Source organism: uncultured Psychroserpens sp. (assembly GCF_947500255.1).
In the GTDB taxonomy this organism is placed as follows: domain Bacteria; phylum Bacteroidota; class Bacteroidia; order Flavobacteriales; family Flavobacteriaceae; genus Psychroserpens.
Genome location: NZ_CANMRL010000001.1, coordinates 1,443,196 through 1,458,956, shown reverse-complemented (window position 1 = coordinate 1,458,956; position 15,761 = coordinate 1,443,196). Strand labels below are relative to the sequence as shown.

The 15,761-nt window shown below is 33.4% G+C and carries 15 protein-coding genes and 1 tRNA gene; 6 read left to right on the top strand and 10 right to left on the bottom strand.

The window, feature by feature from the left end; all coding sequences use genetic code 11:
- Nucleotides 1–7 precede the first annotated feature (7 nt).
- The 6 genes from Q0783_RS06345 to Q0783_RS06320 all read right to left on the bottom strand — a co-directional run bounded on the left by Q0783_RS06345 (nt 8) and on the right by Q0783_RS06320 (nt 4,310).
- Nucleotides 8–619: a biopolymer transporter ExbD gene (locus Q0783_RS06345; RefSeq protein WP_298894082.1), complete on the bottom strand. Its 612-nt coding sequence runs from the start codon at nt 617–619 to the stop codon at nt 8–10.
- 8 nt (nt 620–627) lie between these two features.
- A complete protein-coding gene (locus Q0783_RS06340) occupies nt 628–1,071 on the bottom strand; it encodes a hypothetical protein (protein WP_298894081.1) in 444 nt (147 codons plus the stop codon).
- Between the two features lie 27 nt (nt 1,072–1,098).
- Nucleotides 1,099–1,881, bottom strand: coding sequence for a MotA/TolQ/ExbB proton channel family protein (locus Q0783_RS06335; RefSeq protein WP_298894080.1), 783 nt, complete (start codon nt 1,879–1,881; stop codon nt 1,099–1,101).
- Between the two features lie 533 nt (nt 1,882–2,414).
- Nucleotides 2,415–2,502 (bottom strand) — tRNA-Ser (locus Q0783_RS06330).
- Between the two features lie 5 nt (nt 2,503–2,507).
- On the bottom strand, nt 2,508–3,539 hold the full coding sequence (locus Q0783_RS06325; RefSeq protein WP_298894079.1) for an asparaginase: 1,032 nt from the start codon (nt 3,537–3,539) through the stop codon (nt 2,508–2,510).
- 3 nt (nt 3,540–3,542) lie between these two features.
- The gene (locus Q0783_RS06320) at nt 3,543–4,310 is read right to left on the bottom strand and encodes a TatD family hydrolase (protein ID WP_298894077.1); all 768 of its coding nucleotides are present in this window, start codon (nt 4,308–4,310) and stop codon (nt 3,543–3,545) included.
- A 76-nt stretch (nt 4,311–4,386) separates the two neighbouring features.
- On the opposite strand from Q0783_RS06320, the gene Q0783_RS06315 reads away from it, so the two are divergent.
- Together Q0783_RS06315 and Q0783_RS06310 are read left to right on the top strand one after the other, a co-directional pair.
- Nucleotides 4,387–4,827: a retropepsin-like aspartic protease gene (locus tag Q0783_RS06315; RefSeq protein WP_230934915.1), complete on the top strand. Its 441-nt coding sequence runs from the start codon at nt 4,387–4,389 to the stop codon at nt 4,825–4,827.
- Nucleotides 4,828–4,893: 66 nt separating this feature from the next.
- Nucleotides 4,894–5,529 (top strand): response regulator transcription factor, encoded by a 636-nt coding sequence (locus Q0783_RS06310; RefSeq protein WP_230934914.1) that lies wholly within the window; start codon nt 4,894–4,896, stop codon nt 5,527–5,529.
- A 968-nt stretch (nt 5,530–6,497) separates the two neighbouring features.
- On the opposite strand, the gene odhB is transcribed toward Q0783_RS06310, so the two are convergent.
- Nucleotides 6,498–7,715, bottom strand: coding sequence for a 2-oxoglutarate dehydrogenase complex dihydrolipoyllysine-residue succinyltransferase (gene odhB / locus Q0783_RS06305; protein WP_298894076.1), 1,218 nt, complete (start codon nt 7,713–7,715; stop codon nt 6,498–6,500).
- A 63-nt stretch (nt 7,716–7,778) separates the two neighbouring features.
- Nucleotides 7,779–10,535: a 2-oxoglutarate dehydrogenase E1 component gene (locus tag Q0783_RS06300; RefSeq protein WP_298894075.1), complete on the bottom strand. Its 2,757-nt coding sequence runs from the start codon at nt 10,533–10,535 to the stop codon at nt 7,779–7,781.
- A gap of 115 nt (nt 10,536–10,650) precedes the next feature.
- On the opposite strand from Q0783_RS06300, the gene Q0783_RS06295 reads away from it, so the two are divergent.
- Nucleotides 10,651–11,178, top strand: a complete 528-nt coding sequence (locus Q0783_RS06295) for an alpha-ketoglutarate decarboxylase (RefSeq protein WP_298894074.1) — start codon at nt 10,651–10,653, stop codon at nt 11,176–11,178.
- On the opposite strand, the gene Q0783_RS06290 is transcribed toward Q0783_RS06295, so the two are convergent.
- The gene (locus tag Q0783_RS06290; protein ID WP_298894073.1) at nt 11,175–11,525 is read right to left on the bottom strand and encodes a hypothetical protein; all 351 of its coding nucleotides are present in this window, start codon (nt 11,523–11,525) and stop codon (nt 11,175–11,177) included. The genes Q0783_RS06295 and Q0783_RS06290 overlap by 4 nt on opposite strands.
- Nucleotides 11,525–12,499, bottom strand: a complete 975-nt coding sequence (locus Q0783_RS06285) for a polyprenyl synthetase family protein (protein ID WP_298894072.1) — start codon at nt 12,497–12,499, stop codon at nt 11,525–11,527. The genes Q0783_RS06290 and Q0783_RS06285 overlap by 1 nt, the downstream gene beginning before the upstream one ends.
- Before the next feature lie 123 nt (nt 12,500–12,622).
- On the opposite strand from Q0783_RS06285, the gene Q0783_RS06280 reads away from it, so the two are divergent.
- Genes Q0783_RS06280 through Q0783_RS06270 form a run of 3 tightly spaced genes read left to right on the top strand, consistent with a single transcriptional unit; the run spans nt 12,623 to nt 15,750 of the window.
- Complete coding sequence (locus Q0783_RS06280; protein WP_298894071.1) at nt 12,623–13,228, top strand: TetR/AcrR family transcriptional regulator; 606 nt, start codon at nt 12,623–12,625, stop codon at nt 13,226–13,228.
- A gap of 3 nt (nt 13,229–13,231) precedes the next feature.
- Entirely contained in the window at nt 13,232–14,548 is a 1,317-nt protein-coding gene (locus Q0783_RS06275) for a TolC family protein (protein ID WP_298894070.1), read from the top strand.
- 11 nt (nt 14,549–14,559) lie between these two features.
- Entirely contained in the window at nt 14,560–15,750 is a 1,191-nt protein-coding gene (locus Q0783_RS06270) for an efflux RND transporter periplasmic adaptor subunit (protein ID WP_298894069.1), read from the top strand.
- Nucleotides 15,751–15,761 lie beyond the last annotated feature (11 nt).

Sequence of the window (15,761 nt, the reverse complement as noted above, 5' to 3'; positions counted from 1 at the left end):
TTGTGTTTTATTTAGTGTAAACTTCAGAGAGCTTTTCAGGATACTCGTTTCTTATCTGGTCAATAACTTCTTTCAATTTATCCTTGTTTCCAATGAACTTAGCATCTTTAAAGTTCTTTTCCATCTTTACAAAGTCCATCTCTGGAAATCCTTTTCTTGCTCCAATTAATAGTGCTCTTCTGTTACGTAACTCATTATAAGCCGCTACCAATTCATTTTGAACTGAGATATACGTTTTATAAGAAGTTTCTCTCTCATTCTTTAATGAAATAATGGCCTTATCTGGATTATCCGATGACGCAGCATCTTTCTTTCCATTACAATAATCACAAGAACCATCACCTCCATTGTCTAAAAACTCAATAGCTGCTGCTCTTAAATCTTCAAGTTCCATTAGTTCATCTTCGACTAATAATTGATCTTTACCATTAATTAAAACAGTAAATATATTTTTTTGCTTGATAATAACATCTTCATCGTTTTCTTCAATTGGAGGAAGTTTACGATTAATTCCTGAATCTTTAGGAATTGTAGTCGTTACCAAGAAAAATATAAGAAGTAAGAATGCAATATCTGCCATAGATCCTGCATTAACTTCTGGTGCTGATCGTTTTGCCATAATTTAATTTATTTACTTAGCATCTTTTTAACTCCGAAAAACAACATTAAACCTGCTGCTAACAAAATTAAAATATAGAATGCCTTAATTCCTGCTTCAATCATTTGAGATCCAGATGCAGATAACATTTTACCATCATTCAATGGTGTTTCTACTCCTGAAGATGCAAACCATGCAACTGCTAAAACAGCTACAAAGACACCTACTGACATTAATGCCTTTTTAAGTTTATCAGGATTGCTTACTAAATTAGCTAAACTAAATACCACTGCGGATACTGTAGCAATACCTAAAACCACATAGGCTAAGTTTGCAAACCAACCTAAAACGGCTTGGTTCTCTTCCACTGTTTCAATAGCTTCATCTCCTAACATCATAATTCTTACTAAAAAGAATACTGCAATTAGACCGATTACCAAAGCAACAATTTTGATTATTTTTTGAATATTCATGTTATGTTTGATTTAATAATTGGTTTCTTATTTCTTATGTCTTACTAATAAATCCATTAGTGAGATAGATGCATCTTCCATATCGTTAACGATGCTGTCAATTTTTGATATAATGTAATTGTAAAAGATTTGTAATATAATAGCAACAATTAGACCAAATACTGTTGTTAATAAGGCTACTTTAATACCACCTGCTACTAACGAAGGGTTCATGTCACCTGCAGCTTCAATTTTATCAAAGGCATCAATCATACCAAGTACTGTACCCATGAAACCAAGCATTGGTGCTAATGCGATAAATAATGATATCCAAGATACATTCTTTTCTAATTGTCCCATTTGAACACCACCATAAGCTACTACTGCTTTTTCAGCGGCATCGAGATCTTCATCTGCTCTATCTAATCCTTGATAAAAGATAGATGCAACAGGTCCTTTTGTGTTTCTACAAACTTCTTTTGCTGCTTCTATTCCTCCTGAGTTAAGAGCGTCCTCAACATTAGCAGTTAATTTCTTTGAATTTGTTGTTGCAAGATTTAAATAGATAATTCTTTCAATAGCAATAGCCAATCCTAGAATTAAACATAGCAATACAATTCCCATAAAAAATGGACCACCTTCAATAAAACGTTCTTTTACTTGTTGCGTAAAAGATTTTTCTTCGTCAGCTGTTGCTGGTGTTTCGTCTTGTTGAAATGATGTGGTAACTGCAGTAGTTGCAGCTTCTACTGTATAAGCATTTGTACTTGCATTAACAGTACTGAAAGCCATGATACATGCTATGGCTAAGATAGAAAATAGTCTTTTCATCGTTCTTGTTCTTAATTTTATTAGTTAAAGTGTTAAAGATATAAAAAAATTGTAATTAAAAAATAAAAATCCCAATTGAGTAGTGAGGTTTAACGTTGTTTAACTCAATTTGAAATCTTTACGATGACGAATTTAAATAAAATGTTTTGTTTTTCTTGTTATGATCCTAAAAAAACTTGTAAAATTAACGCATTGAAGACGTTTTAAGTCTGAAAATTCGCTCATATCAAATTTAGAATTGGCGTATATCTTCCTTATTAGTATTGGACACTAAACTAGATTTAGCGACACTGATCCCTAAAGATCATATTGGCAATACACTATAATAGCAAACTTACGTTTGCTCATGAAAACACCTTAGAGAATTTACTGAAGCTAGCTTCGACAACACATCATGGATTAGCTGCGCTGATCCCAAAAAGCTATGCTGGCAATACACAATAATAGCAAACTTACGTTTGCTCATGAAAACACCTTAGAGAATTTACTGAAGCTAGCTTCGACAAATTCTCTAAGGTGTTTTCATGTATTCGCAGAGAGGAAGGGATTCGAACCCTCGATACCCTTTTGGAGTATACACACTTTCCAGGCGTGCGCCTTCGACCACTCGGCCACCTCTCTAATTGTTAACTCATTTCGCCGCGTAAAGAGGTTTCAAAAATAGTTTTAAATGTTTTAATAGACACATTTTCTCCTAACATAAACATCAATTTAGCTAAAGCCGCTTCGGTAGTAATATCCTTTCCTGAAATAACGCCTATAGATTTTAATTGTGTACTCGTTTCATATTGTCCCATTAAAACACTCCCTCCAGAACATTGAGTCACATTAATAATTGGGATATTTCTCTTAATAGTTTGCTTTAATAGATCTATAAACCAAACCTCTGTAGTTGTATTTCCAGCACCATAGGTTTCCAATACTATACCCTTAACAGCTGTGCTATCAAAAAGTGGTCTTAAAATAGTTTCTGAAATTCCCGGAAATAATTTTACTAATAAAATGTTAGTTTCGAATCGTTTGTGTACGACAAGTTTTTTTCGTGTATTGGGCTTAAATAAATCATCATACTCTACATTTAAATGTACGCCCGATTCTGCTAAATGCGGATAATTTAAAGATTCAAATGCTTCAAAATGTTCTGCATTGATTTTTGTAGTTCTATTTCCGCGATATAATTTATATTCGAAATATAAACCAACTTCTCTTATCACTGGTTTACCTGCTCTTTGCAGCGTAGCCATTTGTATAGAAGTAATTAAATTCTCCTTAGCATCTGTACGTAAATCTCCAATTGGTAATTGAGATCCTGTAAAAATGATTGGCTTTGCTAAATTTTCAAACATAAAACTCAATGCCGAAGCCGAGTAACTCATTGTATCACTTCCATGAAGGACAACAAATCCATCAAAATTATGATACTCTCCTTCAATGATTTCGGCAATTTGAACCCAATACTTTGGATTCATATTACTAGAATCAATAGGATCATCAAACGAAATTGTCTCAATATTACAATCTAAAAGCTTAAGTTCAGGAATACGCTCCAATAAATTCTTGAAGTCGAAAGATTTCAGCGCTCCGGTTTCAGGGTCTTTGATCATACCAATGGTACCTCCTGTATAGACTAGTAATATGTTAGGTTGATTTACTGCCATCATTTATATTCCAAATATATCTTTAGAGTTTGCTGTGGTAATTTCGGCAATTTTTTCTTCGGAAACCGAATATATCTCAGCTAATTTTTCTAATACCTTTGTGATATACGCACTTTCGTTTCGTTTCCCCCTATATGGTTTTGGAGCTAAGTATGGAGAATCGGTCTCTAATACAATATGCTTTAAGTCAATCGCTTTAAGAAATTGATCTATCTTTCCATTTTTAAAAGTAGCAACACCACCAATTCCTAATTTCATATTATAAGAAATCGCTCTATGTGCTTGTTCCAATGTTCCTGTAAAACAGTGAAAGATTCCAAATAGTTTATCATCTGCTACTTCATCAAGCACTTCAAAAATTTCATCAAAAGCATTTCTACAATGTATTACAATTGGTAAGTCATATTGTTTCGCCAATTCTATCTGGTATTTAAATGCCTCTTGTTGAATGTGCAATGTGGATGTGTCCCAATACAAATCAATTCCAATTTCACCTACAGCATAAAAATGACGCTTCGCTAATAAATCTTCAACATGTTTTAATTCCTCTTTATAATTGTCCTTAACAGAAGTAGGGTGTAATCCCATCATTAAAAAGACATGATTAGGAAAATCTGCTTCCAACGCCATCATGGCTTTGGTATAAGTAGAGTCTATAGCAGGAATAAAAAAGCGTGATACATTTTGAGAAATAGCACGTTCGATCATCGCTTTTCTATCAGTATCAAATGCTTCACTATATAAATGTGTATGTGTATCTGTAATTATCATTGTGCAAAAATAAATGAATTAATAATAAAGTCAATTGCTAATTTGTATACTATTATCTTTGCTTAAAATTGTTGTTATGGAAACTCTACAAGAGTACTTATTAGCTAAAGGATACACTAAGGTGAAATTAAAATTGACCAAGACAAATCACTTCGAAATTAAAGCTTCAATAAACGGAGTAAAAGGGCTTTTTATATTAGATACTGGTGCATCTAGTTCCTGTGTTGGTTTTGAGGCCATAGAGACCTTTAAGCTAATTGCTAAAGATTCAAAAATAAAAGCTGCAGGAGCAGGTGCAATAGATATGCAAACTCAGGTCTCTAAAAAAAACACACTTAAAATAGGGAAATGGAAAAAAGATAAAGTTGCTTTAATCTTATTCAATCTTACTCATGTTAATACAGCGCTTACAACCCATAATTCAAAACCAGTTGATGGGATTATTGGAGCAGACATTTTAAAAAAATCTAAAGCGGTCATAGACTATGATACAAAATATCTGTATTTAAAATTGTAAGAATTATTTCTTTACATTAACAAAACTCGTTATCTTTAGACTTCAATCCCTCAGATTAATAGCCCAATGTCTACGTCAATTATAATAGCAGACGATCATCCATTAATTCTTAAAGGTCTAAATGACTTCCTTTTAGAAAAGCAATTTAATGTCATCGCGAGTGCAAAAAACGGTAAAGAAGCGCTAACTCTTATTAATGCGCACAAACCAGATATTGCAATTTTAGATATTCAAATGCCTATGCTTACTGGTCTAGAGGTTGCCGAAAAATGCAAAACCTTTAACCTTAATACTAAAATCATAATTATCACTTTTGAGAAGAGTCAGGATATCTATAATAAAGCAAAGTCATTAGGTATTTACGGTTATATACTCAAAGAGTTTGCTATAGCAGAAATTGAAAATTGTATCGCATCTGTGCTTCAAGAAACCTCTTATTTTAGCCCTGAGTTGATCGAATACCTCGAAATAAAAGAAACACCTGATGAATTAAAAACATTAACCGACTCTGAAATGAAGGTTTTCAAACTCATTGCCGAAAATAAAACTGCTAAAGAAATTGCAAGTGTTTTATTTATCTCAGACCGAACAGTTGAAAAACATAAAAGTAATATCAGAACAAAGTTAAAACTTGAATCGAAAGCTAATAGCATTGTTTTGTATGCTAAAGAGCATGAAGAATTTTTATCAAAATATACGTAGAACTACGTATTGACTCCATGAGATTTAATGCTGATATTTGTTTCAGCTATTTATTCTTGTAGGGAGAATTTAATTAACTAAAACTCTAAATCTTTATTGATTTGGAGTTTTTTATTTTACAAAAAACAGGTAAATATACCTATTGTTTCTATTAAGAGAAATACAGACATTTGTGTTAGCTATTTATTCTTATAGGGAGAATTTAATTAACTAGAAAACTCTGAATCTTCATTGATTTAGAGTTTTTTGTTTTTTTTCAGAATACGTAGAACTACGTATTGACTTTATTCATTTTATTGTTGAAATTTGGTATCGCTATTATTCTTAATGGAAGAATCAAATCATCCATAACCCTGGATTGAATTTCAATTCAGGGTTTCATTTTTAAATCCAACAAAAACTAGATTAAACAAAATATACGTAGAACTACGTATTGTTTCGCATCATAATATTACCGAAGTTTGTCATGCTATTAATCAATTTCCTTTTGGAAAAAAGGAATAAAGGCTCTGGATTTTTATTAATTCAGAGCTTTTTTTATGAAAAGTCGTCAAAAAAGAAAACTTTAACATTTAAAACATGAAATATACGTAGAACTACGTATTGTTTGGTATGTGATTAATGGCGAATTTTACATCAGAGTTATTAAGATTAGAGGGATTTTTTTATAGTAACTCTATTAATTAATTAGGGTATATAAGGCTCTGAGTGTCTTCATAAGCTCAGAGCTTTATTGAAATCGAAAAGTATAATTTAAAATATATAAAAATGGAAACGATGAAAAACAAACAAAGCCTTACAAACAAGATCTTTATTGCGGGCTTGATATTTAGTGCCATTTTAATTATATCAATAAATATTCTTGTAAATTTTTTTTAGTTATTAGTTAGTTATTTTTATTAGGGAGAAAAAGCGCAATCCAAATTTTTGAATTGCGCTTTTTTGTATCATTTAATTATGTAATGAGATTACATTTCTAAGGCTTTCTTTATATCATTTTCCATTAATAACTCTACCGGATTTTCTAAAGCTTCTTTAACAGCCACTAAAAATCCAACACTTTCTTTTCCATCAATAATTCTATGATCATATGAAAGCGCAACGTACATAATAGGTCTAATCTCAACTTTACCATCAATAGCTACAGGACGTTCAACAATATTATGCATCCCTAGAATTCCGCTTTGCGGTGGATTGATAATTGGTGTAGATAACATACTACCAAAAACACCTCCATTAGAAATAGTGAATGTTCCTCCAGTCATTTCATCAACTGTAATTTGACCATCTCTTGCTCTAATAGCTAAGCGCTTAACCTCAGATTCAACACCTCTAAAACTTAAGTTTTCAGCATTTCTTATAACAGGCACCATCAATCCCTTAGGTCCAGATACGGCAATAGAGATGTCTACAAAATCATAACTTAACATTTCCTTTCCGTCTATCATAGAGTTTACAGCTGGATACAATTTTAATGCTCTAACAACTGCCAAACTAAAGAAACTCATAAATCCAAGACTCACACCATGCTTTGCCTTAAAGTCTTCTTTGTACTGCTTACGCAATTCAAAAATAGGAGACATGTCAACTTCATTAAAAGTCGTTAGCATCGCTGTTGTATTTTTGGCTTCAACCAAACGCTCTGCAACCTTACGTCTTAGCATAGACATTTTGCTACGAGATGTCCCTCGGCTTCCTCCAGTAGGAGTTCCCATAGAAGGCACAGCGTTAACCGCATCTTCTTTAGTAATACGACCATCTTTTCCAGTACCAGAAACAGATGATGTATCCATCCCTTTCTCATCTAATATTTTCTTAGCGGCAGGACTTGCTGTACCTGTAGCATATGTTTTCGTTTCGGCAGCAGCAACTTTTGGAGCTTCCTTTTTAGGTGCTTCTTCTTTTTTCTCTTCTTTAGCTGGTGTAGCATCTCCTCCTTCAGGTTTTGCAGCGCTTGTATCTATTAAACAGACAACAGCTCCAACCTCAACCGCATCTCCTTCTTCTGCTTTGAGTGTAATTGTTCCACTAGCCTCTGCAGGCAATTCTAATGTAGCTTTGTCACTATCAACTTCTGCAATGGCCTGATCTTTTTCAACATAGTCTCCATCTGCAACTAACCATTCTGCAATTTCTACCTCTGTGATTGATTCTCCTGGCGAAGGAACTTTCATTTCTAAAATCATCGTTCTGTAATTTTATTTTTTAGCGTTTGTAACAATTTATATTTTTATAAAAATCTTTATTTTCTAGCGTTGGTTGTTTTTCGTTTTGTCAAATACAAAGTCAATGACCTCTTGATGACGTTTTTTAGATCTCACACCACTTCCTGCTGCAGGAGCTCCATAAGGTCTTCGTGTTGCCGCTCTAAATGATTTTGCTTCATCTAAATGCATTAACATGTGACTATATGCTCCCATATTTCTTGGTTCTTCCTGAGCCCAAACAAGATCATCAGCATTTTTGTACTTACTTATGATATCTTTAATCTGTTTTTCTGGAAGCGGGAATAATTGTTCAATTCTCACCAAAGCAACATCCTCACGTTTAAGCTCTTCTTTTTGTTCTAACAGATCATAATAGAATTTCCCTGTTACAAAAACCAATGTTTTTATTTTATCTACATTAGCAGAAGCATCATCTATGATCATTTGAAAACTTCCATTTGCAAATTCATCTACAGAAGACACTACTAATGGGTGACGTAACAAACTCTTAGGTGTAAATACGATTAATGGCTTTCTAAACTCCGCTTTCATTTGTTTACGAAGTAAATGATACATATTTGCTGGTGTTGTACAATCCATAACAAACATATTATCTTTTGCACACAACTGTAAATAACGTTCCATTCTACCAGATGAATGTTCTGCACCTTGCCCTTCATAACCATGTGGCAACAACATAACCAAACCATTTTGTAGTTTCCATTTATCTTCAGCTGCCGAGATGTATTGATCTAACATAATCTGAGCACCATTACTAAAATCTCCAAATTGAGCTTCCCAAATCGTCAAGGTCTTAGGGCTTGCCATAGCATATCCATAATCAAAACCTACTACACCATATTCTGAAAGCAAAGAGTTGTAGATATAGAAATTACCTTGGGTTTCGCTTATTTGATTGAGTAATAAAATTTCCTCTTCGCTATCTTCTACTTTAACTACTGCATGACGATGAGAGAATGTTCCACGTTCTACATCCTGACCAGAAATACGTACATCATACCCTTCTTCTAATAAAGTTCCATAGGCCAAATGTTCTGCCATTGCCCAATCTAATTTATCATCATCAAACATCTTTTGTCGTGATTGAACTAAACGCTCAATTTTGCGAATAAATTTTTTGTCTTCTGGTAAGTTAGATATAACTTTAGTAATATGCTTTAGATTTTTCTTAGGATATGAAGTGTCAACTGGCTGAAGCATTTTATCTTCAACTACAGTATTAAAATCCACCCACTCATTTTCCATAAATGGCGTAATGACAGTTTTATCTATTTTTCGAGAGTCCTCAAGTTTTACTTCGAGTTTATCTTTATAATCTTTTTCTAATTGCGCTACATACCCTTTATCAATAACACCTTCATTCATCAATTTTTCGGCATAAATATCTCTTGGGTTCTTATGTTTAGAAATAGCCTTATATAATTTTGGCTGTGTAAAGCGTGGTTCATCACCTTCATTATGACCATATTTTCTATAACCCAATAAATCGATAAAAACATCGCGTTTAAATTTCATTCTAAAATGAAGTGCAAATAACATGGCATGAACAACAGCTTCGGCATCATCGGCATTAACATGTAATACAGGTGACAAAGTCACTTTACCAACATCTGTACAATACGTACTAGAACGCCCATCTAGGTAATTGGTGGTAAATCCAATTTGATTGTTCACTACAATGTGAATCGTTCCATTGGTCTTATAACCATCCAGTTGTGCCATTTGAACAACTTCGTAAACTAAACCTTGACCAGATATAGCGGCATCACCATGAACAACAATTGGTAACACTTGTGAAGGATTATCACTATACTTATCATCTTGTTTTGCTCTTACAATACCTTCAACAACTGCACCTACGGTTTCAAGGTGTGAAGGATTTGGAGCAATATTTAAATTAATCTGCTTTCCATTATCCGTTACACGATTACTTGTCCAACCCAAATGGTATTTTACATCGCCATCAAAAACCTCTTGTTCGTAATCTTTTCCGTCAAATTCACTAAAGATATCTTTAGCAGATTTTCCAAAGATATTAGTTAAGGTACTCAAACGACCACGATGTGCCATTCCCATAACAAATTCTTTAACCCCATGCTCTGATGCATTTTCAATAAGTGCGTCTAATGCAGGAATTAAGGATTCATTTCCTTCAAGCGAAAAACGCTTCTGACCAACATATTTTGTATGTAAAAAGCTTTCAAAAGAAACGGCTTCGTTTAATTTTTTTAAGATGTGCTTTTTTTGCTCAGCTGAAAACTGAGGCTGATTATCATTGACATTAAGTTTATTTTGAATCCATTGAATTTCTTCAGGTTTTCTAATATACATGTACTCGACACCAATAGAGTCACAATAAATTCTTTCTAAATGATCAACTATCTGTCTTAATGTTCTTTTACCAATACCAATTATTTCTCCAGCCGAAAACTCCGTGTCCATATCATTTTGTGATAGACCAAAGTTTTCAATTTCAAGAGTAGGTGCATACTTTCGTCGTGCACGAACAGGATTAGTTCTTGTAAACAAGTGACCTCTACTTCTATAACCATCTATCAGTTTTACCACCTGAAACTCCTTTTGAACTTGTTCCGGAATTTGGGTCGAAACACCTTCAATTAGGTCACCATCCATCCCATAACTTTCACTACCAAAATCGTAACCTTGAAAAAAGGCTCTCCAACTTGGCTCAACTGAATCAGGATTTTTTTGGTATTGTTCGTATAAATCAGCAAAGTATGCTGTGTGTGCTGCGTTTAAAAAGGAATATTTATCCATTATTTGGTATAAGTCGTTTTCGCTTCAACAAAATTTAGTCAAAAATACAACATTTACTAAAAATAGATACCTTTTTGGTATATTTATAAGCCATATTTAACTCAAATTTTGCTTTATGAAATTTCCTTACCTTTTTAATTTGAAATCCGTAGTTACTCTATCGCTCATTATGTGTTTTTCATTTAGTTCATATTCTCAAGATAGTACTAACGATTTTTGGAATCACGTTCGTTTTGGTGGTGGTTTAGGGTTAAGTTTTGGTGATGGCTTTTTTAGCGGGACACTTGCACCTAGTGCCATTTACCAATTTAATTCAGATTTTGCCTTAGGTTTAGGGCTAAACGGCACTTACAATAGCTTAAAAAACACTTATAATTCTACAATTTTTGGAGCTAGCGTTATTAGTTTATACAATCCAATTCCTGAAATTCAATTATCTGGAGAGTTTGAAGAGCTTAATGTAAATCGGAAATTTGAAAACAACCAATTTGAAGATCAAAACTATTGGTATCCAGCATTATTCTTAGGTGTTGGTTATAGGTCCAATAATGTAACACTCGGTATCAGGTATGACGTACTTTACGATAGAGACAAAAGTATTTATGCCGATCCTTGGGCGCCTTTTGTTCGCGTGTTTTTCTAAGAAAACTTGTGGCGATACCATACTTTCTGCCATTCGCGCTGTAACACTAAAAAAGTGACTTGCTCTGAAAGTTTTAAGGTGTCACTACCATCTAATTGCTTAATTTTTTCTTCGGAAACATCAACGATATATAGTAAGTTCAAATAATCGGCAAACTTCTCTTGAATAAGTTTATAAATCGTCTCATGCATAACATACTTCAAACGTGATGGTAAAATATCGTCTTGAAAATCAAGATCAATATTAGCCAATAAAAAATCTTTATTGACTTGTTTTATAAGTTTAACATAGAGATTAAGGTCTTCAGCTTCTGAGATTAAATGTTCAAATGTGGTAGGTAATTGCATTATACATTACGATTCATTAAATTTTCACCAAACGACATAAGTGCATTTTTGTTGGCTTCGGAAATTTTAATGGATTCTAAAACCGAGAACGCTTTCTTTGTATAGTTTTCAATTTCTTTCTTAGTCGCTTCTGCAGAACCTGTTGCTACGAATAATTGTTTTATTGTCTCAATCTTTTCACTTGGGTCTGATGGACTTACGCCATATAAATGTTCCAGTTGCAATTGATCTTCTTTATTTGAAAATTCGAGAGCCTTCAAATACAAATAGGTTTTCTTATTTTCTATAATATCACCACCAACTTGTTTACCAAATGTTTTTGGATCTCCAAAAGCATCTAAGTAATCATCCTGTAGTTGAAATGCAATACCTAGGTTTCTTCCAAAGTCGTAAATAGAATTCTGACACTCTTGAGAAGCCTCGGCAACAATAGCTCCCATTTTCATAGCAGCTCCAACTAAAACTGCTGTTTTATATTCAATCATCTTAAGGTACTCAGCAATCGTCACATCATCTCGAGTTTCAAAATCAACGTCATATTGCTGACCCTCACAAACTTCAATTGCTGTTTTGCTAAATAGTTTTGCTAAATCTTGAAATACATGAGGCTCATAATTTTCAAACAATTGATAGGCCATAATAAGCATGGCATCTCCAGATAGAATCCCCGTATTTATATCCCACTTTTCATGAACAGTTTCTTTTCCTCTTCGTAAAGGTGCATCATCCATAATGTCATCATGAACTAAAGAAAAATTGTGAAATACCTCAACACTTAATGCCGCATCCAACGCTTTCTTATAATCGCTTTCGAAAATCTCGGCAGTCATCAATGTTAAAATTGGACGTAAACGTTTACCGCCTAGTTGTAAAATATAGTTAATAGGATTGTAAAGTGTTTCTGGTTGCTTTGATGTTATGAAAGCCTCAAGATGCTTTACAAATGCGTCGTGGTAGGATTGAATATTTTGCATTGTGCAAAAATAATGCAAATGAATAAATCAAGCACAACACTTTAACGCAATGTTAAAAAAACATTAAAACTTAGGAAACTTTTTTTGTTTTTAAAGTTTCCTAGCTTACCTTTGCACCTGATTATGAGACAAAAAATAATACATAAGTCCACCGAACTCTTTCTTACACTTGGTTTTAAAAGTGTAACAATGGATGATATAGCTAATGAAATGGGGATCTCAAAAAAAACGATCTATGTTCATTTTAGTAATAAAACCAAACTTGTAGAAACCGTAACATTTTATCTATTTGAAACCATTTGCGAGGGTATAGATGATATTTGTGAGGCTTCAAAAAATCCGATTGAAGAACTATACGACATAAAAATGTTTGTAATGCATCATTTAAAAAATGAGAAATCGTCACCGCAATACCAGCTAAGAAAATATTATCCACAGATTTATAGCATGCTAAAAATCAAGCAATTTGAGAAAATGCATGAATCCGTTCAAGAAAGTTTACAAGATGGTGTTGACACAGGTCTTTTTAGAGATAGTATTGATGTTGACTTTATTTCTAGAATGTACTTTAATGGGATGACTGGAATAAAGGATGGTGCCATTTTTCCAAATCAAAAATTCCCCATGGAATACCTTATGGAAAGTTATCTCGAATACCACTTAAGAGCCATTGTTACTGAAAAAGGATTCAAAATATTAAATCAATTTATAACAAAAAATCAATCATAAACTATGAGACAAACACTCATATTATTTTTAAGCATACATCTGTTTTATAACGGATTTTCTCAAGAAACTCCTCAAAGTTTCTCTTTACAGGAAGCCATAGATTATGCTTTAGAGAACAACAGAACTGCGAAAAATGCGGCCTATGACGTCGACGCAGCTATAAAGCAAAAATGGGAGACAATTGCAACTGGTTTACCGCAATTAAGTGGTCAAGTCGATTATCAAAATGCCATAAAAAGAAACGTTTTCGTTTTCGGAGACCAAATCATTGAAGCTGGACCAAAACATTCTTTGGTTGCCACAGCCACATTAAATCAAAAACTTTTTGATGGCTCTTACTTAGTTGGTTTACAATCGGCAAAAGTATTTTTAGAAATTTCTAAAAATGCTAAGGAAAAAACCGATTTGGAGATTAGAAAAGCCGTGATCAATGCTTATGGTAATGTTTTATTGGCTGAAGAAAGCATTAATATCTTTGACAGAAACATTGCCGTTTTAGAAAAAAACTTAGATGAAACCACTAAGATTTATGAAAATGGTCTTGAGGAAGAAGAAAGTGTAGAGCAATTACAGATTACATTATCAGGTGTTAGAAGTAATTTAAACAATACAACAAGATTGAAAGATTTAGCTTATCAAATGCTAAATATTACGCTTGGTATTGATGTTCACTCTAAAACGACATTAACAGACAACCTCGAAAGTTTAACAGACCAAAACACCCTTTTAGATCTTTTAACTGTTGAGGACAATGTTCAAAACACCATTGATTATAAGATTTCTGAAAATGATAAACGTTCAAAAGAGCTTTTGTTAAAGTTAGAAAAAAGTAAAGCCTTACCTACCTTAGATGCTTTTATAAATGGAGCATATACTGCAAACAGAGAAGCGTTCAACTTCACAAGTAGTAGTGAACAATGGTTCGGATCGTCAATATTTGGCGTATCGATGAAAATTCCAATTTTTAGTTCAGGTATGCGAAGTGCTTCAACGCAAAGAGCCGCTATTAATCTCGAAAAAGCACAAAATGATTTAACCGAAACAGCACAAAAAATTCAACTTGAGATCGCGTCATCAAAAAGCAATTATCAGTTTGCAATTGAAGATTACGAAAATAAAAAAGAAAATTTAGCACTTGCCGAGCGAATCGAACAAAAAAATCAAACCAAATTTTTTGAAGGTATTGGTTCAAGTTTTGAGCTTCGTCAAGCGCAAACTCAATTATACTCCGCTCAACAAGAATTACTTCAAGCCATGCTTGATGTTATCAATTCAAAAGCCGAATTAGAAACTGTACTTAATTCACCAATCAACAATTAAACACTATTCAAATGAAACATATTATAACTTTATCACTAGTCGCTCTTGTATTGTTTTCCTGCGGAAATGAGAAAACACAAAGTGTAGAAGACATCATTGCTTCTAATGACCTAGAACAAATTCGTCAAAAGAAAACCGAACTCGATGCTCAACAACAAGCACTCGCCGAACAATTGAAGCAACTAAGTTCTAAAATCAAAGAATTAGATCCTCAAGAGAAAATTCCATTGATTACCACTTTTCCTGCAAAAGAAAGTGTATTTACACATTATGTAGAATTACAAGGAAATGTGGATACAAAGAAAAACTTAGTGATTTACCCAGAATACTCTGGTGTAATGACAAGTGTATTTGTTAAAGAAGGGCAAAAAGTTTCAAAAGGTCAAACCTTAGCTAAAATTGATGATGGCGGATTAAGTCAGCAAGTGGCCCAATTACAAATCCAAGCCGATTTAGCAAAAACCACGTTCGAGCGACAAAAACGCTTATGGGACCAAAATATAGGAAGTGAAATTCAATTTTTACAAGCCAAGTCTAATTATGAAGCACAACAAAAAGCGGTTAATCAATTACAGCAACAAGTGGCTAGAACAGTTGTTAAAGCTCCTTTTTCTGGTACTATTGATGATGTAATTACAGAACAAGGAAGTGTTGTTGCTCCTGGACAATCGCAATTGTTTAGAATAGTGAATTTGGATGAGATGTACATTGAAACTGATGTTCCTGAAAGCTACATTACCAACGTGACCGAAGGTAAAATGGTAGAAGTAGAATTTCCTGTTCTAGATACTACTATGGAAGCAAAGGTACGTCAAGCGGGAAGCTTTATCAATCCAGCTAACCGAACGTTTAAAGTTGAAGTTACGATTCCGAATACTAATAAAAATATCAAGCCAAACCTTACTGCAAAACTGAAAATTAACGATTACACAAATGAAAAAGCCATACTTATTCCTTTGAGTATTATTTCAGAAAACGCCGAAGGCCAACAGTATGTATATACAATTACTAATAAGTCTGATAATAAAGCAACAGCTAAACGTGCTTTTATTGAAACTGGAAAAACACAAGGCGATTACATTGAAGTTCTTTCTGGATTAACCAATAATGACGAAATCATACAAGAAGGTGCAAGAAGTGTAAAAGACGGTCAAGAAGTTAAGATTCTTATCCTCGAAACAAACGATTCTACTAACGACTAAACCTGAGATTG

Excerpts from the sequence above, each read along its gene's own strand:
- Q0783_RS06270 (WP_298894069.1), top strand. The coding sequence starts at position 14,560 with ATGAAACATATTATAACTTTATCACTAGTCGCTCTTGTATTGTTTTCC.
- Q0783_RS06285 (WP_298894072.1), bottom strand. The coding sequence starts at position 12,499 with ATGCAAAATATTCAATCCTACCACGACGCATTTGTAAAGCATCTTGAG.
- Q0783_RS06340 (WP_298894081.1), bottom strand. The coding sequence starts at position 1,071 with ATGAATATTCAAAAAATAATCAAAATTGTTGCTTTGGTAATCGGTCTA.
- Q0783_RS06275 (WP_298894070.1), top strand. The coding sequence starts at position 13,232 with ATGAGACAAACACTCATATTATTTTTAAGCATACATCTGTTTTATAAC.
- odhB (WP_298894076.1), bottom strand. The coding sequence starts at position 7,715 with ATGATTTTAGAAATGAAAGTTCCTTCGCCAGGAGAATCAATCACAGAG.
- Q0783_RS06315 (WP_230934915.1), top strand. The coding sequence starts at position 4,387 with ATGGAAACTCTACAAGAGTACTTATTAGCTAAAGGATACACTAAGGTG.
- Q0783_RS06295 (WP_298894074.1), top strand. The coding sequence starts at position 10,651 with ATGAAATTTCCTTACCTTTTTAATTTGAAATCCGTAGTTACTCTATCG.
- Q0783_RS06290 (WP_298894073.1), bottom strand. The coding sequence starts at position 11,525 with ATGCAATTACCTACCACATTTGAACATTTAATCTCAGAAGCTGAAGAC.
- Q0783_RS06280 (WP_298894071.1), top strand. The coding sequence starts at position 12,623 with ATGAGACAAAAAATAATACATAAGTCCACCGAACTCTTTCTTACACTT.
- Q0783_RS06335 (WP_298894080.1), bottom strand. The coding sequence starts at position 1,881 with ATGAAAAGACTATTTTCTATCTTAGCCATAGCATGTATCATGGCTTTC.
- Q0783_RS06320 (WP_298894077.1), bottom strand. The coding sequence starts at position 4,310 with ATGATAATTACAGATACACATACACATTTATATAGTGAAGCATTTGAT.
- Q0783_RS06310 (WP_230934914.1), top strand. The coding sequence starts at position 4,894 with ATGTCTACGTCAATTATAATAGCAGACGATCATCCATTAATTCTTAAA.
- Q0783_RS06325 (WP_298894079.1), bottom strand. The coding sequence starts at position 3,539 with ATGGCAGTAAATCAACCTAACATATTACTAGTCTATACAGGAGGTACC.
- Q0783_RS06300 (WP_298894075.1), bottom strand. The coding sequence starts at position 10,535 with ATGGATAAATATTCCTTTTTAAACGCAGCACACACAGCATACTTTGCT.
- Q0783_RS06345 (WP_298894082.1), bottom strand. The coding sequence starts at position 619 with ATGGCAAAACGATCAGCACCAGAAGTTAATGCAGGATCTATGGCAGAT.